Raw genomic sequence first — 21,441 nt, 5'->3', positions numbered from 1 at the left:
TGCCATCAACCCACGAGGGGCGTGGTGCCCCCCGATCAGTTTGGCGGGGGTTGGGGGCAGAGCCCCCAGGGGGAAGCACGCAACCGCACGGTCGCCGCCCGCAACGCGACCACCAGCCCAGGTCGCGGTTCGTACGGAACAGAACCCCGCCCAACGCAGAAACGGGGCAGCGGAAACCTCCGCTGCCCCGCAGGCCGGGCGACCCAGGGGGACACTGACCGGTCAAAGTCGGGGCAAGACCGGCACAGGGCAACACCCAACCCCGCACTGCACACCATCTGTGCGCTCTAACAACTCCGCACACCATCTGTGCGCTCAAAAGCTCTGAAGAGGGTTGAGGCCTGGCGGAAGAAAACCCCAACCCTCTTTCTCAGACCCCTGCCGGAGGCGCGGAGGACGTGGACGAAACCTCAGCAGGGGAAGACACCGGCAACTCCACTGACGCCCCAACAGAAATCGCCCCAGACCGCTCAACCGGCGAAGCCGCATCTCCCGGCGAAGCCGGCTCCCCAGGAACAGAAGGCAACGGCTCCCCGCGGTCACAAGGCGGCACCGGCGTAGTAGGCGTGGTCGACGGCGGAACCGGATCCTCAGACCGAGGCGCAGAAGGCGTAGGCGTCCCGGTAACAGGAGCAGTAGGCGAAGACGAAGCAGGCGGCTCCAACACCGGCGGAACCGTCGACACAGGCGGCGCCGGAGGCAAAGCAGACGAAGACGTGACCACCGGCGGCGACGCACTGTCCGAAGAGGACGGAACCGGCTCGACCGGATCAACCCCATCAGGCGCACCAGGAGGCTCGTTCCGCCCAGTAGCAGGCGGCTTCCCCCCAGCAGTACTCCGCACAGTCTCAGTGACCGTGGAAACCGCAACCCGAGTCTGCGTGGCCAGCCGAGCCGCCCGAACCTCCCGAGCCGCCCCCTCAACCACCACGGTCTCGGTGACCGTGGACAACGAAGTCCCGGTCTCGAACGGCTCAGTCCACCACTGCGACGTGGGCCGAGCCGGTGGAGGCGCGGCCAGCGGCGCCTCGTCCGGCGACCCAGTAAGCGCGATCAACGCGAACATGCCGCCCAGTGCCAAGAACGGCACGACGACCACGGCTCCGAAGCATCCGCGACCGCTGCGCGGCTCATCACGGTGACTCATCTGGGACACACCCCCGAACGGTGACGACTGTTCCACTTGGTTGATCGTCCACTTGGAACAGTGCGTCACAGTTCTTTAGTCACACGATGGGGTGTTCAGGCCAGTGGTGGCAACTCCGGAGCGTGAGCAGCTGGCGAAGATGAAAGGCTTTCCAGGGCCAACGAAACGGCCTTCTCCAGCTGCGGGTCGCGCCCGGAAACGCGGTCGGACGGTGACATGACCACCTCGATGTCCGGGTCGACACCGTAGTTCTCCACTGCCCACCCGTGGCCCTTGAACCAGGACGCGTACCTCGGTTGGGTGACCATGGTGCCGTCGACGAGCGTGTAGAGCATGTCGATGCCGATGACACCGCCCCACGTCCGGACGCCGACAACCGGTCCGATGCCGAGCTCCTTGATGGCCACGTTGACGATGTCGCCGTCCGATCCGGCGAACTCGTCGGCCACCGCGACCACCGGCCCGCGCGGCGCGTCCTGCGGGTACGACTCGGAGGCCGTGTACCCGCGGGCGACCGACCAGCCGATGACCTTGCGGCCCAGCTTCTCGATCACCAGCTGCGAGGTGTGGCCGCCGCCGTTCTCCCGGACGTCCAGCACCAGCGCCTCACGCGCCAGCTCCACCCGCAGGTCGCGGTGCAGCTGAGCCCATCCGGCGCCCATCATGTCCGGCACGTGCAGGTAGCCCACCCTGCCACCGGACAGCCGATGCGTGAACGCGCGCCGGTCGGCCACCCACGAGTGGTAGCGCAGCGGCTCCTCATCGGCCAGAGGCACCACCACGACCCGTCGCAGCTCGCCACCACCGCCGGGTCGCACGGTCAGCTCCACGGGCTTACCCGCGGTCCCCACCAACAACGCCCCCGGCCCGGCCTGCCCGACCGGACGCCCGTCAACGGCCACGATGGCGTCGCCTGCGCGCACAGCCACCCCAGGAGCGGCCAGCGGCGACCGGGCGTGCGGGTCGGACGTCTCGCCGGGGATCACGCGCGAGACAACCCACGACCCGTCCACCAGAGAAAGATCAGCCCCGAGCAGGCCCTGGCGACGCGACGCGGGCACGTGCGGCGACGAACCCCAGACGTACGCGTGGGAGGTGCCGAGCTCGCCCTGCACCTCCCACAGCAGGTCGACAAGATCGTCGTGGCTGCCCAGTTCGGCCACCAGCGGCCGGTAGCGGTCCAGCTCGCCCTGCCAGTCGACGCCGCCCATGTCCGTGCGCCAGAAGTGGTCGCGCATGAGCCGCCCGTTCTCGGCGTACATCTGCGCCCACTCCGCAGCCGGGTCGACCACGACCCGCACCCGCGCGAGGTCGATCTCCACGTAGTCCGCGGAGTCCTCGTCGGCCTTGCTGTCGGACGGCACGACCCGCAGGTCACCGCGGTCCTCGATGACCAACCGCTTGCCGTCACCGGACACCGCAAACGCTTCCGCGCTGTCCGCCAGGCACTCGGTCTTCAGCTTCGTGAAGTCGAACCGCTCCAGCACCGTCCGCGGCGGGCGCGCATCCGGCGACGCCAGGTTGTCGCCCAGCACCCCGAGCAACGGCCGGCGCAGCCACAACAACCCACCCTTGGCGGCCTTCAGCCCGACGTACTCAGCAGCCGCCACCGGCACCGGCACGACGCGATCGGCAAGCCCCTCGACGTCGACCCGGGTGACCGCGGTCTTCTCGTCCTCGTCGTCGGAGTCCTTGTCCTCGTCACCGACGGGACGCCCGCCGTGCATCGGGTCGAACGGCGACGGCGTGGTGGCCGCCAACGGCACGAGGTGCGGCCGGCAGCCCGTGGGGAACGACAGATCGAACACGTGCGAGTCGTAGACGGGGTCGAACGTGCGGATCGACAGGAACGCCAGGTACTTCCCGTCCTCGGTGAACGAAGGCGCGAAGTCGGCGAACCGCAGCGGGGTCACGTCCACAACGGACAGATCCGACGTGTTCACCATCTTGATGTGCCGCAACGGATTCGGCCCAGGATGTGACCACGCCAGCCACGCGGAGTCAGGCGAGAACGCCAGGTGCGTGATGTGCGCGTTGGCACCGGACACGACCTCGCGAACCTCGCCGGAAGTGATGTCCACCAACAACAACCGGCCGTCGTGCGTGGCAACGGCAACACGCGAGCCGTCCGGCGCGGCAGCCAGCGACATCACCCGGCCCAAAACCCCAGCGGCGACGCGACGCGCGGTGTTGCCCGGCTCGACACCACCGACGGGTGCGATCTCCAGGGCCTCCTCGCCCTCGACATCCGTCACCCACACGACGTGATCGGTCTCGCCGAGCACCTTCGGCAGACGCGCACGCACGTCCGACCGGTCGGACAACGCGCGCACAGGACCATCGCGATGCGTCACCCAGTGCACGGACCCGCGAACTTCAACGACGGAAGCACGGCCCGTGCGGTCGACGCTGAACGACTCGACGTTGCCGGAAGCCTTGACGTGGTGCGGTTGCAGGCCGGTGCGCGGCCCGCCGAGCTTGATGTCGAGCTTGCGCAGGTCCGACAGGCCCTCCAGCAGCCACAGCTCGCCCGCCTGGTGGAAGATCACCCGCGAGCCGTCGCTGGAAGCGTTGCGCGCGTAGAACTCCCCCGCCGTGTGACGGCGCAGGTCGGACCCGTCCGGCTGCACCGAGTACACGCTGCCGACGCCCTCGTGGTCGGACAGGAACGCGATGCGCCCGTCGACCCACATCGGGTTCACCAACGACGACTTCAGATCGCCGAGAATCCGGCCGAACTCACCGTCGCCGGCGAGATCCACCCACAGCTTGCCCGCGGTGCCACCGCGATACCGCTTCCAGTTCGCCGGTTCCTGCATGTAGCTCGACGACGTGACGACCTGCCCGTCCGGACCGAACGAGACGTCGTTGACCCACCCGAACGGCAGCACTTCGGACGGTCCGCCGTCCAGCGGCACGGCGTGCGCCTGCTTGCGGTTGCGCGACATCTGACCGGTGGTCGACACGGCGAGCACTCGCCCGTCCGGAGTCCACCCGGACACGGCCGTGCGGCTCACACCCCAGTGCGTCAACCGGCGGGCCGGGCCACCGTCCACAGGCGCCACCCGAACCTCGGGCGCACCGTCGATCACGCTCGCCCACGCCAGATGTGCGCCGTCAGGGGAGAACCGCGGCGAGCGGGCCGGCACCTGATCCGCGGACGCGCGCCAGGCCCTTCCTCCGTCGACGGGTGCGAGCCACACGTCGTCCTCGGCCACGAACGTCACCAAGTCACCGCGCAGGTGCGGGAAACGCAGGTAAGTCACGAGATCGACGTTAGCCCACGTTCACCGCCCGGCGAAGCCGACGTAGCAATACTGGCCAGCAACACAAGTTCTTCGAAACCGCAGTGTCCTGGGTTGAGGGGGACGCTGCGGTGTTGGTATGGCGTTGCCTCAACCCATCCGACTTCCTCGAACACATGTTCAGTACAGTCGCTGAGGTGAAGCTCGCCGTGCAAGTGAAGCTGCTTCCGACCGCCGAGCAGACGGCGGCGTTGCGGTCGACCCTGTACGCGTGCAACGACGCCGCCGATGCCGTGTCACAGATGGCGTTCGAGACGGGCGTGTTTCGCGAGTACGCGCTGCGCAAGCCCACCTACGCTGCAGTGAAGGCGCGGGGACTGGGTGCGCAGGCCGCCCAGCATGTGATCAAGAAAGTCGCGGACGCCTACACGGCGCTGCACGCGAGCATCCGCAACGGCAACCTCGGCCCTGAAGCCGGCAAGCGTCGGGTAAAGGCGAAATCGAAACCAATCAGGTTCCGGTCTGACGCGGCGCAGCCGTTCGACGACCGCTGTTTGTCTTGGCACCACGACGCAGGAACGGTGTCGATCTGGACTGTCGCGGGTCGAGTGAAGAACCTGCGATTCGCGGGTTCACCAGATCAACTTCGGATGCTGCGGGCGTATCGGCGGGGCGAGACGGACCTGGCGTACAGGGATGGCAACTGGCTCCTGATCGCCACCTGCGAGATCGAGGAGAAGCCCGAGTTCGATCCGGCCGATTGGGTCGGCGTCGATCGGGGCATCGTGAACCTTGCGACCACCAGCGACGTGGACAACTTCCAGGGATGTCGACTGCAACGCTATCGCCGCTGGCACGCGCGCAAACGCGCCGAGCTGCAGGCCAGACGGACGAAGTCGGCGCGGCGCCGATTGAAACGCCGCAGCCGGCGTGAAGCCCGGCACGCGACACACCTGAACCATCGGATCGCCAAGCAGATTGTGGCTGTTGCCGAACGCACCGGTCGCGGTATCGCCCTGGAGGACCTGGGCGGTATCCGCGATCGGGTCACGGTTTCCCGGCACCAGCGAGCCACACTCACCACCTGGCCGTTTCACCAACTCGAACAGCACATCCGCTACAAAGCTCGGCGCGCCGGAGTGCCGGTGCTGACCGTGGACGCCCGATACACCAGCCAGATGTGTCCGCGATGCAGGCACACCGAACGTGCCAACCGCCCCAGCAGGGACCAGTTCTGCTGTCGCCGATGTGGTCTCGCTGGACCCGCCGACGTCGTCGCCGCCGTGAACGTCCGAAACCGGGCACGGTCGGTGTGGGTACATGTCAACGTGCCCGACCCGATAGCTGCTGAACAGCCGTCGGTTGATGCGGCCCGGACACGCGCAGCCAGCCGTGCACGAGGAACGCGAACAACGCCCGGAGGATCGAGCCCTGTGCCCGGCCTCTCAGAGCCGAGTAGTTGACGAGGGCCAAAACCGACGCCAGTCCTCTGCTGTCGGCGAATCCACACCTTCGGCCCTGGCCTTGGCCTCGGCTTCACGAACGTTCGCGGCAAAACGGCGGCAGATCTGGCGAAGCTCTGTCTCGGGGTCTTCCCCGGCGAGCTTCGACAACGCGGTCACGGCGAACAACCTCGTTCCGGTGTCGTCGCCCTCCGGCAGCAGATCCACCGGGAACCCCGCGCGTTTGGTGCGCTGCACCAGCTTCGCGGCCAGCGCCACCGCCGGCTGACCGAGCGCGACACCGTCCACACTGGACTCGCGCCGCTTCTCGACCTGCTTCAGCTCTTCCCACCGGTGCTGCTGCGACGTCGCGTCGTGCACGGCGGGATCGTGGCCCTCGAAGACGTGCGGGTGACGTCCGACGAGCTTCGCCACCAAATCAGCCGCGACGGCATCGATGTCGAACGGATCAGCTGGATCCTCGGCCGCGACGCGCGAGTGGAACAGCACTTGGAGCAATACATCGCCCAGCTCCTCGCGCATCGCCGCGCGGTCGCCGTCCTCGATCGCCTCCAGCAGCTCGAAAGTCTCCTCGAGCAGGTACTGGCGCAACGACAGGTGATCCTGCTCGGCGTCCCACGGGCATCCACCGGGAGAACGGAGCCGGTGCATCACGGCGGCCGCGTCGAGCAACGCGGCTCCCATCGGCTCCGGCGTCGTGATCACGTGAGCATCCGGGTACACCGACGCGTCGGTCGTGATCACCACCGCGCCGTCCTCGACGACAGCCGGTGCCGGCCCGTCGACTCCGAGCGAGGACCAGAACTCCAGCGCCACGCCCTCGCCCGCGTAGACGGCCTTGGCCGTGCGCAACGCGGGCAGGGCGGCGGCGGGCAGCACCGAGTCGAGCCGCTCGCTGAGGACGACGACGGTGATCAAGACTTGTTCTTGGTCGCGGTGACGCCGACGAACCCGGCGCGCTCACCCGCGGAACCCACCACGGTCGCGTCGGTCGGGTCCCACACGCCGTAGCGGGGGTTGACCTCGATGTTCAGGTCCGCCGCGAGGAACTGGGCGATCCGCAGGCCGAACGCGGCGAGCAGGCGCGGGTCGATGCGCTCGCTCAGGTCGTCCTCACCGGGGGTCGGCGAGACCTTGTTGCGCTCCTTGACCAGCGCGACCATCCAGCTGGACTGCTGCTCGTCGGCCGGGAAGGCCACGACGGTGCCGGGCTTCACGCCCCACAGCATCGTGTGCACCAGCGACGGGTTCTCGGTGACGCGGACCTTCTGGTTCGTCGCCGACGCCTGCTGGCCACCCGTGGTGCGCGGGGCCTCCTGGATGAACCGCGACATCTTCGACGCGTCGGCCGCGACCTCTGCGGCCTTCTCCTTGGCTTCCTTCGGGTCCTTGACCTGGAAGAAGTCGATCACAACCTCGAGCGTGGAGAGGTTGCGCTTCGCCAGCTCGCCCATCACCAGCACGTCGCGGGTGCGGCGCTCGATCGTGGTGGCGTCCTGCTCGCTCTGCTTGGCGGCGGCCTCGGGGCCACCCTTCTCCTGGATGGCGTCGTACACCTTGGTCCCGTCGACCACGATGTTCTCGTGCTGCGCCGCGAAGTCGGCGATCCGGTGGCTGATCTCGTCGGCCAGCACCAGGCGCGACACCTGGTCGAGCTTGCCCTGGTCCTGCATCTGCTGGGCCGCGGGCTCCTTCTTGAGCACCGTGATGGTGCGGTCCTGGACGGTCTTCAGCTCGATCGCCTGACCCCCGACGATCGCGGCCGAACCGGCCTTGGCGGGACCGGTGCCACAGCCGGTGGCGAGCAGCGCCACAGCAACACCGACCAGCGAGAAACGCTTCAGAACAGTGCTCACGAGGATCTACCCTCTCACGCCGTGGTGACCGGGGTCACGGGAGTCCCCGCCAGTGAGTCGAGGAACGCACCGCACCAGTCCAGCAGCTCCTGATCACGCAGCTGCGGTGCACCCATCCGGCCGCCGGCCGCTCCCTCCGTCGGCCTAGGCACCGTCACCGTGCCCATGGCCTGCTTGTAGACGGCCTTCGGGAACAACCGGCGCAACCTGACCAGCTGCGAGTCGAGCAGCTCCAGCTTCGCGAACCGCACGTTCTGGCCCATCGCGATCACCTCGGTGACGCCGTGGCGGCGGCACGTGTGGCGCAGGCGGGCCACGCTGAGCAGGCGCTCGACCGGTTCCGGCGGCGTGCCGTAGCGGTCCTTGAGCTCGTCCCAGACGGCCTGCAGCGCCGGTTCGTCCGAGGCGGCCGCGATCTTGCGGTAGGCCTCCAGCCGGAGCCGTTCGCCGGGCACGTACTCGTGCGGGATGTGCGCGTCGACGGGGAGGTCCACGCGGACCTCGGCGAGCTCCTCCTCTTCTGCGCTCTCCGCTCCGGCGTGCTTGCGGAACGCCTCGACGGCCTCGCCGACGAGCCGGATGTACAGGTCGAAGCCGACGCCAGCGATGTGACCGGACTGCTCGGCGCCGAGGATGTTGCCGGCGCCGCGGATCTCCAGGTCCTTCATCGCGACGGCCATGCCGGCGCCGAGCTCGGTGTTCTGCGCGATCGTCGCGAGCCGGTCGTGCGCGGTCTCGGTCAGCGGCGTCTCCGGCGGGTACAGGAAGTACGAGTACCCGCGCTCACGGCCACGCCCGACGCGGCCGCGCAGCTGGTGCAGCTGTGCCAGGCCGAGCAGGTCACCGCGCTCGACGATCAACGTGTTGGCGTTGGAGATGTCCAGGCCCGTCTCGACGATCGTGGTGCAGACGAGCACGTCGTACTCGCGTTCCCAGAAGCCCTGGATGAGGTGTTCGAGCTTGTCCTCGTTCATCTGGCCGTGCCCGGTCACCACGCGGGCCTCCGGCACCAGCTCGCGGATGCGCTTCGCGGCCTTCTCGATCGTCGAGACCCGGTTGTGCACGTAGAAGACCTGGCCGTCGCGCATCAGCTCGCGACGAATCGCGGCACCGACCTGCTTGTCGTCGTACGCACCGACGTAGGTGAGGATCGGGTGCCGTTCCTCCGGCGGGGTGAGGATCGTCGACATCTCGCGGATGCCGGCGAGCGACATCTCCAGCGTGCGCGGAATCGGCGTCGCGGACATCGTCAGCACGTCGACGTGGGTGCGGAGCGCCTTGATGTGCTCCTTGTGCTCCACGCCGAACCGCTGCTCCTCGTCGACGATCACGAGGCCCAAGTCCTTGTACCGCACGGTTTTCTGCAGCAGCCGGTGCGTGCCGATCACGATGTCGACCTCGCCGTCCGCGAGGCCCGCGAGGGTCTGCTGGGACTCCTGCGGGTCGGTGAAGCGGCTCAGCCCCTTGATGTTCACCGGGAACTGGCGCATGCGCTCGGAGAACGTGTTGAGGTGCTGCTGGGCCAGCAGCGTCGTCGGCACCAGCACGACGACCTGCTTGCCGTCCTGCACGGCCTTGAACGCCGCGCGGACCGCGATCTCGGTCTTGCCGTAGCCGACGTCACCGCAGATGACGCGGTCCATCGGCACGGAACGTTCCATGTCGGCCTTGACCTCGTCGATCGCGGCCATCTGGTCCTGCGTCTCGGTGAACGCGAAGGCGTCCTCCAGCTCGCGCTGCCAGGGCGTGTCGCTCGCGAACGCGTGACCGGGGGCTGACTGCCGGGCCGCGTACAGCTGCACGAGCTCGGCCGCGATCTGCTTGACCGCCTTGCGCGCCTTGGACTTCGTGTTCTTCCAGTCGCTGCCGCCGAGCTTGTTCAGGCTCGGCAGCTCGCCGCCGACGTACCGGCTGACCTCGTCGAGCTGGTCGGTGGGCACGAACAGCCTGTCCCCCGGCTGACCGCGCTTGGACGACGCGTATTCGAGCACGAGGTACTCACGGGTCGCGCCGGCGACCGTGCGCTGGACCATCTCCACGTACTTGCCGATGCCGTGCTGCTCGTGCACCACGTAGTCGCCGGCCTTGAGCGCCAGCGGATCGACCGCGTTGCGCCGCTTGGACGGCATCTTGCGCATGTCCTTCGTGGACGTGCCACCGCGACCGCCGGTCAGGTCGGTCTCGGTCAGCACGACCAGCGCGAGGTCAGGCAGGATGAAGCCGTCTTCGAGCGAGCCGCGCACGACCGTGACGGTCCGCGCTTTCGGTGCCTCGTCGAGGGATTCCACGTGGACGGCCGCGATCTCGGCGTCCTTCATGCGTTCCACGGCACGCTGCGCGGTACCGGCGCCGGGAACCACGAGCACCGCCGCGCCGCCCGTTGCCGTGTGCGCCTTGAGGTCCGCGAAGGCGCGCTCGACATCGCCCTGATAGGCCTCGACCGGCTTCACGTCGAGGTGCACGACGTCCGGCGCGTCGGTGGTGAGCTGGCTGAGCGTCCACCACGGACGGTCGTTGTTGCGCGCCTTCTCCGCGATCTCGCTGATGCTCTGGTAGGCACTGCGCCCCAGGTCGATCGGCGCCTTGCCCCCTCCGGCCGCGGCCATCCAGGAGGCTTCGAGGAACTCCTGGCCGGTCCGGACCAGGTCTGCTGCCCGCGCGCGGATCTTCTCCGGGTCGTTGAGCAGGACGTGGGTGCCGGGTTCGACGACTTCCGTGAGCAGCTGGAGCTCGCCGGGGCACAACGCCGGGATGAGCGCCTCCATGCCCTCGACCGCGATGCCACCGGAGATCTTGTCCAGCATCTCGGCCAGATGCGCGTCCGACTGGTGTTCCAGCGCGAGCTCGGCCGCGCGGTCCTTCACGTCGTCGGTCAGCAACAGCTCACGACACGGGGGCGCGACGAACTCGTTGATCTCTTCGGAGAGCGAGCGCTGGTCCTGCACGGAGAACGGGCGGATCTCGCTGACCTCGTCGCCCCAGAACTCGACGCGGAACGGGTGCTCCGCGGTCGGCGGGAAGATGTCGAGGATGCCGCCACGGGTCGCGTACTCGCCGCGCTTCTCCACCATGTCGACACGCGTGTAGGCGTTCTCGGCGAGCCGCGTGATGAGCTCGACGAAGTCCTGCTCCTCGCCGACCTTCAGGTGCACCGGCGCGAGGTCGCCGAGACCGGGCGCCATCGGCTGGATGAGGCTGCGCACCGTCGTCACGAGCACCCGGATCGGGTTGCCCTCGGGGTGCTTGAGCCTGCGCAGGACCTGCAGGCGCGCGCCGACCGTGTCCGCGCGGGGCGACAGGCGTTCGTGCGGCAGCGTCTCCCAGCTCGGGAAGAACGCGACCTTGTCCGCGCCGATCAGGTCCTTGAGGACACCGGTCAGCTCTTCGGCTTCTCTGCCGGTGGCCGTGACGGCCAGCACGGGCCTGGCGGTGGACAGAGCCGCGGCGACGAGCGGGCGGGCGGCCAGCGGACCGTCCAGCTCCAGCTCGGGAACGCCGGCGGAGTCGATCAACGTGCGGAGGGCTTTGTCGGGCAGGACACCATCGAGCAGGCCGAGCAGCGGCATGTGAGAAACCCCGTCGAGTGCGGAACGCCAGACAGACCCCTGCCTGGGACGAGGGGTCTCGCTACCCACCTTAGCTCGTTCCGCGACCACTTATCGGGTGGCTCGAGTCGGCCTCCGACGGGCACCCTGTGTGCGTGTCGATGAGAGAGATCAGGGCTGACTACGACGATCAGTCCATCGTGGTTTACCAGGCGTATTCGCCCGCGATCGCGTTGCCTGCCGTGGCGGCGCAACGGTTCGTGCCGCCGTTCAAGATGGAGCGGATGACGTGGATCAAGCCGTCGTTCCTCTGGATGATGTACCGCTGCGGCTATGCGCTGAAGGAAGGCCAGGAACGGGTGCTGGCCGTGCGGATCACCCGCACGGGCTTCGATTGGGCGGTCTCCAACGCGGTCGAGAGCACCATCTCCGGCAAGCCTGCCGTGCGGGTGCAGTGGGATCCCGAGCGCGGGTTGAACCACGAGGCCCTGGCGCACCGGTCCATCCAGATCGGTCTGACGCGCGAGGCGGTGGACAAGTACGTCAACGAGTGGACGGTCAGCATCACGGACGTCACGCCGTTGGCCAGGGAAATCCACGAGAAGGTGCGGGCGTACGACCTGGACGGAGCGCGCGCACTGCTGCCCGTTGAGCGGCCTTACGGAACCTCCACGGCACAAAACGCATAGTTAGGACATGCGCGCACTCGTTGCTGTGTCGGTGCTGATGGTCGCGGCCTGCTCCGCGCCAGAACCGGGCGGCAACGCGCCGTCCAAGGCACCCGCGCCACAGGGCTTGAAGATCGAAGAGGTCGCGGGCGGGTTGGAGCACGCCTGGGACATCGGGTTCTTGAAAGACGGCTCGATGCTCGTCACCGAACGCCCAGGCCGCCTCAAGCTCGTCAAGAACGGCCACGCCACGCCCGTCGACATCGACCTCGCCGACATCCAGGTGCGGGGCGAGGGCGGGCTGATGGGACTGGTGATCCACCCCGACGGCCAGCGCTTCACCACCTGCTACAACACGACGAAGGACGTGCGGCTGGTGACGTTCCGGCTCGACGGCACGCGCGCCACCAAGGTGAAGGACCTGGTCACCGGCATGCCGTCCAACTCGAGCGGCAGGCACTCCGGGTGCCGCCCGACGCTCGCGCCCGACGGGACCATCTTCGTGGCGACCGGCGACATCGCGCAGGCGCGCAACCCGCAGGACAGGACCAGCCTCGGCGGCAAGGTGCTGCGGATCGACGCCGAGACCGGCGAGGGCGCCGCGGGCAACCCGTTCGCGTCGTCGTCGAACGCCAACGAGCGCCGGATCTTCACCTATGGCCACCGCAACGTGCAGGGCGTCGTCTTCCGCCCCGGCACCGACCAGGTGTTCTCCAGCGAACACGGGCCGGACGTCGACGACGAGGTCAACCTGCTCAAAGCGGGCGCCAACTACGGCTGGGACCCGTCCAAGGGCGGCACGCAGGGCGGGTACGACGAGAGCGTGCCGATGACCGACCTCAAGCGGTTCCCGGACGCGGTGCCGGCGGTGTGGTCGTCGGGTTCGCCGACGGAGGCCATCTGCCAGGCCGCGTTCTGGAACGGCAAGCTCGCGATCACCGCGCTCAAAGGCTCGAAGCTCCTGCTGTTCACGCTCGACCAGGCGGGCAAGGTGCAGAACGTCAGCATCCCCGAGGAGCTGAACGACAAGTACGGACGGCTGCGTGCCGCCCGCACCGCGCCGGACGGGTCGCTGTACATCACGACGTCGAACGGCTCGAACGACAAGCTGCTCAGGCTCACAGGAGACGTGTGAGCCCCCGGACGAACGCCTGCTGCTCGTCACCCAGCCCCGCGAAATAGGCGGCGTCGGCGTCCTCTACGTCCTTCATGGCCTTGGCCACCAGCGCTTTTCCCTCGGCCGTCAGATCGAGCAACCGCGCCCGGGAGTCCGCCGGGTCGACCTCCCGTGAGATCAACCCGCGGTCCGCGAGCTTGCGCAGGACCTGCGAGGTCATCATCGGGTCGGTGCCCGCCTGCTCGGCCAGACGCTGCTGGGACGGCGGACCGCTGTGCCCGACCAGCCACCACAACGACGCCAGCAACACGAACTGGACGTGCGTCAGGTCGTGCGGGGCCAGCGCCGCCCGCATGGCCCGCTGCCACGCGAGCGTCACCCGCCACAACAGGAAGCCCGGAGAGTCGTCAGGGCCGGAGAACCGCGTCACAGTCACAATTTCAGCAGGCCAGTTTCACCAGCGCCTCCACCGCGTCCGGCAAGTCGGCCGTCACAAGGGGCCCGAGGAACTCCGCCTTGGGCCCCTCGATCACCACTGAGTGCGTGACGCGGACGCCTTCGGACACCCGCTCCACGCGGTGCGAGAAACGCAGCACGGCCCCTGGCACGGACGTCTCGTCCACGAAGCCGGCACCTGCCTCCACCGAGGTCAGCACGAACGAGATCGACCCCTGCCCCTTGACCACCATCGTGCCGCTCGACCCCTCGGCGAACGGCCCGGACAGCGTCACGGACTCCAGGCCCTCGTCCCACTCCACCCAACGATCGACGTCACTCCACAGTGCCCAGACCGCCTCGACGGACGCCGGCCCCACCACGCTGTGCTCGAACTCGTAATTTGGCATGCATGCATATTATATGCGCGCTTACTATCGCGCAACGGGCAGCTCACGAACGGCTGCGCAGACGGGGCTTGTGCTCCATCGCGGACAGGCCGTTCCAGGCGAGGTTGACCAGGTGCGCCGCGACCTCGTCCTTCTTCGGCTTGCGCGCCTCGAGCCACCACTGACCCGTGAGAGCGACCATCCCGACCAGCGCTTGGGCGTACAACGGCGCGAGCTTGCGGTCGTACCCCTGCTTGGCGAAGTGCAGGCCGAGGATGTGCTCGACCTGCGAGGCGATGTCGTTCAGCAGCGACGAGAACGTCCCGGACGACGAAGCGACGGGCGAGTCCCGCACCAGAATGCGGAACCCGTCCGTCGAGCCCTCGATGTAGTCGAGCAGCGCGCAGGCGGCGTGTTCCAGCAGCTCCCGAGGGTGACTGCCGCCGTCCAGCGCCACAACGATCTGATCCATCAAGCGCTGCATCTCACGGTCGACAACGACGGCGTAAATGCCTTCCTTGCCACCGAAGTGTTCGTACACAACCGGCTTCGACACGCTCGCGCGGTGCGCGATCTCCTCGATGGAGGTGGCCTCGAAGCCCTTCTCGGCGAACAGGGCGCGGGAGACGTCCAGGAGCTGCTCTCGGCGTTCCTTGCCCGTCATCCTGACCCTGGTCACCCGGCTCAGCCTACGGCCCTCACTTCTTCACGCTGATCCTGGCCAGGCGCTGCTCACTGGGCCAACGCACCTGCGTCGCCCAGCCGAACTTCTCGAACAGCCAGATCAGGCGGGCCGAGGTGTCGATCTGGCCGCGCTTCACGCCGTGCCGCGCGGAGGTCGGGTCGGCGTGGTGCAGGTTGTGCCACGACTCGCCGAAAGACAAGATCGCCAGCGCCCACACGTTGGCGGAACGGTCGCGCGCCGCGAACGGGCGGTCGCCGACCATGTGGCAGATCGAGTTCACCGACCACGTGACGTGGTGCAGGAACGCGACGCGGACCAGACCGGCCCAGAAGAACGCCGTGACGCCGCCCCACACGGACCACGTGATCAGGCCGCCCAGCACACCGGGCAGTGCCAGCGAGATCGTCGTCCACAGCACGAAGAGCTTGTCGACCCACACGATGTCCTTGTCGGCCATCAGATCCGGGGCGAAGCGCTTGTGGTTGGTCTTGTCGCGCTCGAACAGCCAGCCCATGTGCGCGTGCCAGAAGCCCTTGGCCAGCGCGGCGGGACCGGTGCCGAAGAGCCACGGCGAGTGCGGGTCGCCCTCGCGGTCCGAGAACGCGTGGTGCCGGCGGTGGTCGGCCACCCAGTCGATCACCGGGCCCTGCAGCGCCATCGAGCCGGCGATCGCCAGCGCGATCTTCAACGCGCGGTTGGCCTTGAACGAGCCGTGGGTGAAGTACCGGTGGTAGCCGATCGTCACGCCGAGGCCGGAGAGGTAGTAGAAGGCGACGAAGAGCGCCACGTCGACCCAGCCGAGGCCCCAGCCCCAGGCGAAGGGAATCGCGGCCAGCAAAGCGATAAATGGAACGATGACGAACACGTACACGCCGAACTGCTCGGCATGACCGCGTTGCCCGTCGATCAACGGCTTCGGGCCCTGGTCGGTGGACCGGTCCATCGTCGAAGTCATACGGATACCTCTAGGGGGATCGAGGGGGCGTATTGGGGGATGACGTACCTACGCAACCGTAACTTACGGAAGCGTAGGTTAGGCCACCCTTCTCAGCCAGACCCGCGCGGAAAATCACGGACAGTTCTCAGGATCAACACGCTGTGTCGCCTGGAATCGAGACCTCCAGGAGGCATCATCGGAGGATGGCCAGACGCAAGATCATCCGGATCACCGTGACCTCGCTCCTCGCCCTGCTCGTGCTGGTCACGGCCGCTCTGGGCGGTATCGGCTGGTACTACAGCGGCGAGCTGCTCGACGTCGACCGGTGGGCGACCTCGTATCCGGACACCTCGCTGGGCCAGGACGACAAGAACGTCGTGCTGTCCGAGTCCGCGGCCACGACGCAGCACGGCACCGTCGGCCTCATCTGGCCCGGCGGCGCGGCGAAGGTCGGCGACATCGCCACGAACGAGGACGGCCGCGTCGAACGGCCGCTGCTGGAGGGCAACGCACCGCCTGACGGCACGAAGGTCCGCGTCGAGACCGCCGTGTACGAGGGCAACCCGAAGACCACGCTGGGGCTGGTCTACAGCGACGTCGCGGTGCCGTCCGAGCTCGGTGACATGCCGGCCTGGTTCGTTCCGGCGACGAAGAACGACACGTGGGTCATCACCGTCCACGGGCGGGGCGCGAAGCGCGAAGAGGCGTTGCGCGTGGTTCCTCAGCTGCACAGTGCTGGGTTGCCCGTTTTGCTGATCACCTACCGCAACGACGTCGGCGCGCCCGCTTCCCCTGACGGTCTCTACCACCTCGGCGACACCGAGTGGCGCGACGTCGAGGCGGCCATCAAGTACGCGCAGAACCAGGGCGCGCGGAAGATCGTGCTCTACGGCTGGTCGATGGGCGGCGCGATCGTGGGCCAGACGCTGGCCCGTTCAGGTGTCGCGGCGGCGGTCAACGGCGTCGTGCTCGACTCCCCCGTCACGAACTGGTCGCAGACGCTGGACCTGCAGGCGGAGAACCGGGGCGTGCCGACGTGGCTCACGCCGGTCGCCGAGCTCGTGTCCGGGTGGCGGGCCGGCATCGACTTCGACCGGTTCGACCTGGTCCGCAACCCGCCGGCGCTCAAGCCGCCGACCCTGCTGTTCCACGGTTCCGCGGACGAGACGGTGCCGGCCCAGTCCTCGCGCGACCTCGCGACCGCCGCGGCCGGGCTCGGGTGGCCGCTGCAGTACGTGGAGATCCCGGGCGCGGACCACACTTCGGGATGGAATGTGGCGACCGACACGTACCGCGACGCACTCGCCGACTTCCTGACCAGGTCAATCGGCGCGAAGCCGTGATCTTGAACTGAGCCGGATGAGTGGTGGTTGGACAAGAAGAGGACGTCTCGTGACAACATGTGCGCAGGGCGGGCGCGAGTTCGCCCGTTCCGCCATGGTGTAAAGGCAGCACCTCTGATTTTGGTTCAGATGGTCCAGGTTCGAATCCTGGTGGCGGAGCAGGGCCCGAGGACGGGTGCAGTTCTGTGGTCTTGGGAGGTGCGAAGCTGCCCGAGGAAGCGGTCGACGAGCAGGGCAACGTGGGCCACCGCCACCACGAGATGTCCGACGCGTGGCTGGTGGGCCGCGCGAGCGAACTTGTCGCCGTGGCCCAGAGCAGCCACCTCGCCGCACAGCTCGACGCGGCGTCCGAGATCGACCACATACTGGCCGAGGCGCAGGGTCGTGGTGAGCCCCGCATCGTCGCGCAGCTGCTCAGAGCCGCGGCCGTGGTCCGGCTGGTCACGCCGGGACTCGTCGACATGTCCGACCCCCAGCTCGACGAGATGCTCGCCCACTGCCGCCGCCACGGCCTGATCGTGCTGGAGGCGGACGCGCGGGCGTTGCGCGGCCGTCGGTTCCTGCTGGGCAACGCCGAGGACAAGGCGCTGACCGAGATCGCCGCGGCGCTCGCGATGATGCTCGACGAGGAACCAGAGACCGACCCGGTGTTCGACAAGCGCACGTGGGACCAGCTGCTGGCCACGACGTTGCAGGACATCGCTCTGGTGCTGACGCAGCTCGGCGTCTACGAGATGGCGGACGACGTGCTGGCGGGCGCGAACAACGCGTTGCGCGAGAGCGGTCAGCCGCACCAGATCTACGTGCACCTGGTGAACCGGGCCCGGCTGCGGATCGGCTGGGGTCTGCGGCTTGAGCGGGTGAACCTGCACGACGCCGCGCACGAGCAGTTCAGCGTGGCGTCCGGGCTCGCCGAGGCCGCCGAGGTGCCGTTCCGGCAGTCGCTGCACCCCGGCCGCCGCGACCTCGACGCCGCCGAGCAGGTGCCGATCCTCGGTGCCGCTCATGCGCTCACGCACCCGAGCGAAGATCACCTCGACCGGCTGTGGTCGTTGCGCGGCCTGTCGATGTACGCGCGGGAGCTGATCATCGTCGCGATCGCGCTGGGCAGGTGCCTCGTGGAGGCGAACCGGCTGGACGACGCGCTGAAGGTGCTGGGCGACACGCGCACGCAGATGGAGCACGACACGTCGGAGCCGTCGCTGGTGCTGTCGCTGGAACGCGAGTACGCGCGCCTCTGCGGCCCGCACACGACGTCCGCGCTGGAGGCCTACAACGCGGCGCTGGAGCTGGAGCTGTGGGGCATGCGCGAGTCACGCGTGGCCACGCTGATGACCCGCCGCGAGCACGAACGGCTGACGCGCGCGCACGGCCAGATCGCGCAGCAGGCGTTGCAGGACCCGCTCACCGGACTGCCGAACCGGCGGGCGCTCGACGACAAGATGGGCGAGCTCATCGCCGGTCAGGTCGACCCGTTCTCCATCGCGCTGGTGGACCTCGACGGCTTCAAGGGCGTCAACGACCGGCATTCACATGCCGAAGGTGATGATGTTCTTCGGGTGATTGCCAGCACACTCCGGCAGGCCCTGCGCGGCGACGACATGGTTGCCCGCTACGGCGGTGACGAGTTCGTGGTGCTGCTGCCCGGAGCCCCTCTGCACGCCGCGGAAGCAGCCCTCGGGCGGGCCGTGGATGCCGTGGCAGGCTTGCCAATCGACCTTTCCCGGGGCGTCACGCTGTCGGTCGGCGTCATCTCGCTGCGCCCCCGCGAATCCGCCAACCAGGCCCTGTCCCGGGCCGACTCGGCGATGTACGTGGCGAAGCGTCAGGGCGGCTGTCAGGTCGCGGCCGTGGCGGGGGAGCCGTCCACGGAGGCTTAGGCTGGTCCGCGGACTTCGAACCACCCAGCCTGTTAGGGAGAGCATTGATGCTCGAGGGCCCTGTCAGCACGGTCGTGCTCGCCGCCGGGGAAGGCACCCGCATGCGGTCGTCCACGCCCAAGGTGCTGCATCGGATCGCCGGACGAACGCTCGTGGAACACGCGGTGCGCGCGGCGGCCGGCACAGATCCCGGCCACCTGGCCGTCGTCGTCGGCCACGGCCGTGAAGCCGTCACTGAGCATCTTGAGAATCTCGCTGGTGTTCTGGGGCGCAAGGTCGCCATCGCGGTGCAGGCCGAGCAGAAGGGCACCGGGCACGCGGTCTCGTGCGGCCTGGCCGAGCTGCCGCACGACCTGGGCGGCACCGTGATCGTGAGCTACGGCGACGTGCCGCTGCTCGACACCCAGACCCTCAAGGCCCTGCTGGCGGAGCACTCTTCCGCGGGCAACGCGGTCACCGTGCTGACGGCCGTGGTGGAGAACCCCACCGGGTACGGCCGGATCGTGCGCGACTCCGACGGGTCCGTGCAGCGGATCGTCGAGCAGAAGGACGCCTCCTCCACGGAACAGTTGATCACCGAGATCAACTCCGGCGTGTACGCGTTCGACGCGGCGGTGCTGCGCGACGGCCTCTCGCGGCTGTCGACCGACAACGCGCAGGGCGAGCTCTACCTGACCGACGTACTGGGCATCGCCCGCGGCGACGGCAAGCGCGTGGGCGCACTGATCGCGGCCGACCCGTGGCTGGTCGAGGGCATCAACGACCGCGTGCAGCTGGCCGCCGTCGGTGCCGAGATGAACCGCCGCATCGTCGAGGGCCTGATGCGTTCCGGCGTGACCATCGTCGACCCCGCCTCGGTGTGGGTGGACGCGGACGTGACGATCGGCCAGGACGCCCTGATCGAGCCGAACGTGCAGCTCCGCGCGGGCACGGCGATCGGTGCACGTGCGGTCGTGGGCCCGGACACCACGCTGTCCGGCGTGACCGTCGGCGAGGGCGCCTCGGTCGTGCGCACCCACGGCAGCGACTCGGTGATCGGCGCCAACGCCACCGTCGGCCCGTTCGCCTACCTCCGCCCCGGCACCTCGCTGGGCGTGAAGGGCAAGATCGGCACGTTCGTCGAGACGAAGAACTCCACGATCGGCGAGGGCTCGAAGGTCCCCCACCTCTCGTACATCGGTGACGCCACGATCGGCGACCACAGCAACATCGGTGCGGCGTCGGTGACCGTCAACTACGACGGCGTGAACAAGCACCGCACGATCGTCGGATCCCACTGCCGCACCGGCTCGGACAACATGTTCGTGGCGCCGGTCGAGGTGGGCGACGGCGCCTACACCGGCGCGGGCACGGTCCTGCGCCGCAACGTCCCACCGGGCGCGCTCGCCGTGTCCGGTGGCCCTCAGCGCAACCTCGAAGGCTGGGTCACCAGCCGCCGTGCAGGAACGGCTGCGGCTCAGGCAGCGGCAGAGGCCCTCGCGAAGCAGAATGACGAGAAGACAGAGGAGGGTCGCTGACCGTGAACCCGCAGATGCCCGGCACACCGAAGAAGAACCTGATGCTCTTCGGCGGGCGCGCTTATCCAGAGCTGACGGAAGAGGTCTCGAAGCACCTCAACGTCACGGTGACCCCGCAGCAGGCCTACGACTTCGCGAACGGCGAGATCTTCGTCCGCTTCGAGGAATCCGTGCGCGGCTGCGACGCCTTCGTCATCCAGTCCCACACCGCCCCCATCAACCAGTGGCTGATGGAACAGCTGATCATGGTCGACGCCCTGAAGCGCGCCTCGGCCAAGCGCATCACCGTGATCATGCCCTTCTACCCCTACAGCCGTCAGGACAAGAAGCACCGCGGCCGCGAGCCCATCTCGGCCCGCCTGGTAGCCGACCTGTTCAAGACGGCAGGCGCTGACCGCCTCGTCTCCGTCGACCTGCACACCGCGCAGATCCAGGGCTTCTTCGACGGCCCGGTCGACCACCTGTGGGCGATGCCCCTGCTGGCCGACCACATCCGCGGCAAGTACGCGGGCCACGAGATCACCGTCGTCTCCCCGGACTCCGGCCGCACCAAGCTGGCCGAGAAGTGGGCGGACACCCTCGGCGGCGCCCCGATCGCCTTCATCCACAAGACCCGCGACCCGCTTCGCCCCAATGAAGTGGTCTCGAACCGCGTGGTCGGCAAGGTGGAGGGCCGTCTCTGCATCGTGATCGACGACATGGTCGACACCGGCGGCACCATCGCCGGCGCTGTGAAGCAGCTGCTCAACGAGGGCGCCGCCGACGTTGTCATCGCCGCGACCCACGGCATCTTGTCCGGCCCGGCCACCCAGCGCCTGCAGGACTCCGGCGCACGCGAGGTCGTGTTCACCGACACGCTCCCGATCCCGGCCGAGAAGCGCTTCCCGAAGATGACCGTCCTGTCCATCGCCCCTCTCCTGGCCCGCGTGATCCAGGAAGTGTTCGAGGACGGCTCCGTCACCTCGCTCTTCGACGGCAACGCCTAGCTCCCTGCTCCAGACGGTACGCGGGGCCCTTTCGTGCTCTCCTCGAGCACGAAAGGGCCCCGCGTGCGGTCTGGGACCCCCGATTAGCACCCCGCACCAGCACTCACCTACACTGTTCGGGTTGCCTCGGCGAGGGCGAGCTCCCCAGCTCGGCGTGATCGACGCGGTGGCTTGATGCCGCGCGTGTTGACCCTGTTTCCGCGCTGCTCGCCGCCGCAGGCCACCACC

At 68.4% G+C, this 21,441-nt stretch carries 15 protein-coding genes and 1 tRNA gene; 8 read left to right on the top strand and 8 right to left on the bottom strand.

Annotation, left to right across the window (positions count from 1 at the left end):
- Positions 1–1,242: 1,242 nt before the first annotated feature.
- The gene (locus UK23_RS14185) at positions 1,243–4,413 is read right to left on the bottom strand and encodes a S41 family peptidase (protein ID WP_045311944.1); all 3,171 of its coding nucleotides are present in this window, start codon (positions 4,411–4,413) and stop codon (positions 1,243–1,245) included.
- Between the two features lie 176 nt (positions 4,414–4,589).
- Here UK23_RS14185 and UK23_RS14180 point away from each other — a divergent pair, with 176 nt between their 5' ends.
- Positions 4,590–5,855: an RNA-guided endonuclease InsQ/TnpB family protein gene (locus UK23_RS14180; protein ID WP_196777733.1), complete on the top strand. Its 1,266-nt coding sequence runs from the start codon at positions 4,590–4,592 to the stop codon at positions 5,853–5,855.
- Here UK23_RS14180 and UK23_RS14175 read toward each other — a convergent pair.
- Genes UK23_RS14175 through mfd form a run of 3 tightly spaced genes read right to left on the bottom strand, consistent with a single transcriptional unit; the run spans position 5,838 to position 11,277 of the window.
- Complete coding sequence (locus tag UK23_RS14175; protein WP_045311943.1) at positions 5,838–6,773, bottom strand: MazG family protein; 936 nt, start codon at positions 6,771–6,773, stop codon at positions 5,838–5,840. The two genes, UK23_RS14180 and UK23_RS14175, sit on opposite strands and share 18 nt — an antisense overlap.
- Positions 6,770–7,711, bottom strand: coding sequence for a hypothetical protein (locus UK23_RS14170; RefSeq protein ID WP_052684654.1), 942 nt, complete (start codon positions 7,709–7,711; stop codon positions 6,770–6,772). The genes UK23_RS14175 and UK23_RS14170 overlap by 4 nt, the downstream gene beginning before the upstream one ends.
- Positions 7,712–7,725: 14 nt before the next feature.
- Positions 7,726–11,277, bottom strand: coding sequence for a transcription-repair coupling factor (gene mfd, locus UK23_RS14165; RefSeq protein ID WP_045311942.1), 3,552 nt, complete (start codon positions 11,275–11,277; stop codon positions 7,726–7,728).
- A 140-nt stretch (positions 11,278–11,417) separates the two neighbouring features.
- Between mfd and UK23_RS14160 the strand changes: the two genes are divergently transcribed.
- Positions 11,418–11,945: a DUF4291 domain-containing protein gene (locus tag UK23_RS14160; protein ID WP_196777736.1), complete on the top strand. Its 528-nt coding sequence runs from the start codon at positions 11,418–11,420 to the stop codon at positions 11,943–11,945.
- A 7-nt stretch (positions 11,946–11,952) separates the two neighbouring features.
- The gene (locus tag UK23_RS14155) at positions 11,953–13,059 is read left to right on the top strand and encodes a PQQ-dependent sugar dehydrogenase (protein ID WP_045311940.1); all 1,107 of its coding nucleotides are present in this window, start codon (positions 11,953–11,955) and stop codon (positions 13,057–13,059) included.
- Here UK23_RS14155 and UK23_RS14150 read toward each other — a convergent pair.
- From UK23_RS14150 to UK23_RS14135, 4 genes are read right to left on the bottom strand one after another with little or no spacing between them, the layout of a single operon-like run.
- Positions 13,043–13,471, bottom strand: a complete 429-nt coding sequence (locus UK23_RS14150; RefSeq protein ID WP_231114505.1) for a MarR family winged helix-turn-helix transcriptional regulator — start codon at positions 13,469–13,471, stop codon at positions 13,043–13,045. The genes UK23_RS14155 and UK23_RS14150 overlap by 17 nt on opposite strands.
- Before the next feature lie 10 nt (positions 13,472–13,481).
- On the bottom strand, positions 13,482–13,886 hold the full coding sequence (locus tag UK23_RS14145) for an SRPBCC family protein (RefSeq protein WP_045311938.1): 405 nt from the start codon (positions 13,884–13,886) through the stop codon (positions 13,482–13,484).
- 43 nt (positions 13,887–13,929) lie between these two features.
- Positions 13,930–14,529, bottom strand: coding sequence for a TetR/AcrR family transcriptional regulator (locus UK23_RS14140; RefSeq protein ID WP_045311959.1), 600 nt, complete (start codon positions 14,527–14,529; stop codon positions 13,930–13,932).
- A gap of 34 nt (positions 14,530–14,563) precedes the next feature.
- A complete protein-coding gene (locus UK23_RS14135; protein ID WP_045311937.1) occupies positions 14,564–15,505 on the bottom strand; it encodes an acyl-CoA desaturase in 942 nt (313 codons plus the stop codon).
- Between the two features lie 185 nt (positions 15,506–15,690).
- Between UK23_RS14135 and UK23_RS14130 the strand changes: the two genes are divergently transcribed.
- The 5 genes from UK23_RS14130 to UK23_RS14110 all read left to right on the top strand — a co-directional run bounded on the left by UK23_RS14130 (position 15,691) and on the right by UK23_RS14110 (position 21,213).
- The gene (locus tag UK23_RS14130) at positions 15,691–16,830 is read left to right on the top strand and encodes an alpha/beta hydrolase family protein (protein WP_045311936.1); all 1,140 of its coding nucleotides are present in this window, start codon (positions 15,691–15,693) and stop codon (positions 16,828–16,830) included.
- An 88-nt stretch (positions 16,831–16,918) separates the two neighbouring features.
- Positions 16,919–16,989: transfer RNA gene (locus UK23_RS14125), tRNA-Gln, on the top strand.
- 26 nt (positions 16,990–17,015) lie between these two features.
- Positions 17,016–18,710, top strand: coding sequence for a GGDEF domain-containing protein (locus tag UK23_RS14120; RefSeq protein ID WP_231114504.1), 1,695 nt, complete (start codon positions 17,016–17,018; stop codon positions 18,708–18,710).
- A 47-nt stretch (positions 18,711–18,757) separates the two neighbouring features.
- On the top strand, positions 18,758–20,227 hold the full coding sequence (gene glmU, locus UK23_RS14115) for a bifunctional UDP-N-acetylglucosamine diphosphorylase/glucosamine-1-phosphate N-acetyltransferase GlmU (RefSeq protein ID WP_045311935.1): 1,470 nt from the start codon (positions 18,758–18,760) through the stop codon (positions 20,225–20,227).
- Positions 20,228–20,241: 14 nt separating this feature from the next.
- The gene (locus UK23_RS14110; RefSeq protein ID WP_196777735.1) at positions 20,242–21,213 is read left to right on the top strand and encodes a ribose-phosphate diphosphokinase; all 972 of its coding nucleotides are present in this window, start codon (positions 20,242–20,244) and stop codon (positions 21,211–21,213) included.
- Positions 21,214–21,441 lie beyond the last annotated feature (228 nt).

This window comes from Lentzea aerocolonigenes (assembly GCF_000955955.1).
Taxonomy (GTDB): Bacteria; Actinomycetota; Actinomycetes; order Mycobacteriales; family Pseudonocardiaceae; genus Lentzea; species Lentzea aerocolonigenes_A.
Note: the sequence above shows the minus strand (reverse complement) of the source record. Positions and strands in the feature narration are given on the sequence as shown.

Excerpts from the sequence above, each read along its gene's own strand:
- mfd (WP_045311942.1), bottom strand. The coding sequence starts at position 11,277 with ATGCCGCTGCTCGGCCTGCTCGATGGTGTCCTGCCCGACAAAGCCCTC.
- UK23_RS14160 (WP_196777736.1), top strand. The coding sequence starts at position 11,418 with ATGAGAGAGATCAGGGCTGACTACGACGATCAGTCCATCGTGGTTTAC.
- UK23_RS14155 (WP_045311940.1), top strand. The coding sequence starts at position 11,953 with ATGCGCGCACTCGTTGCTGTGTCGGTGCTGATGGTCGCGGCCTGCTCC.
- UK23_RS14145 (WP_045311938.1), bottom strand. The coding sequence starts at position 13,886 with ATGCCAAATTACGAGTTCGAGCACAGCGTGGTGGGGCCGGCGTCCGTC.
- UK23_RS14140 (WP_045311959.1), bottom strand. The coding sequence starts at position 14,529 with ATGACGGGCAAGGAACGCCGAGAGCAGCTCCTGGACGTCTCCCGCGCC.
- UK23_RS14135 (WP_045311937.1), bottom strand. The coding sequence starts at position 15,505 with ATGACTTCGACGATGGACCGGTCCACCGACCAGGGCCCGAAGCCGTTG.
- UK23_RS14130 (WP_045311936.1), top strand. The coding sequence starts at position 15,691 with ATGGCCAGACGCAAGATCATCCGGATCACCGTGACCTCGCTCCTCGCC.
- glmU (WP_045311935.1), top strand. The coding sequence starts at position 18,758 with ATGCTCGAGGGCCCTGTCAGCACGGTCGTGCTCGCCGCCGGGGAAGGC.
- UK23_RS14110 (WP_196777735.1), top strand. The coding sequence starts at position 20,242 with ATGCCCGGCACACCGAAGAAGAACCTGATGCTCTTCGGCGGGCGCGCT.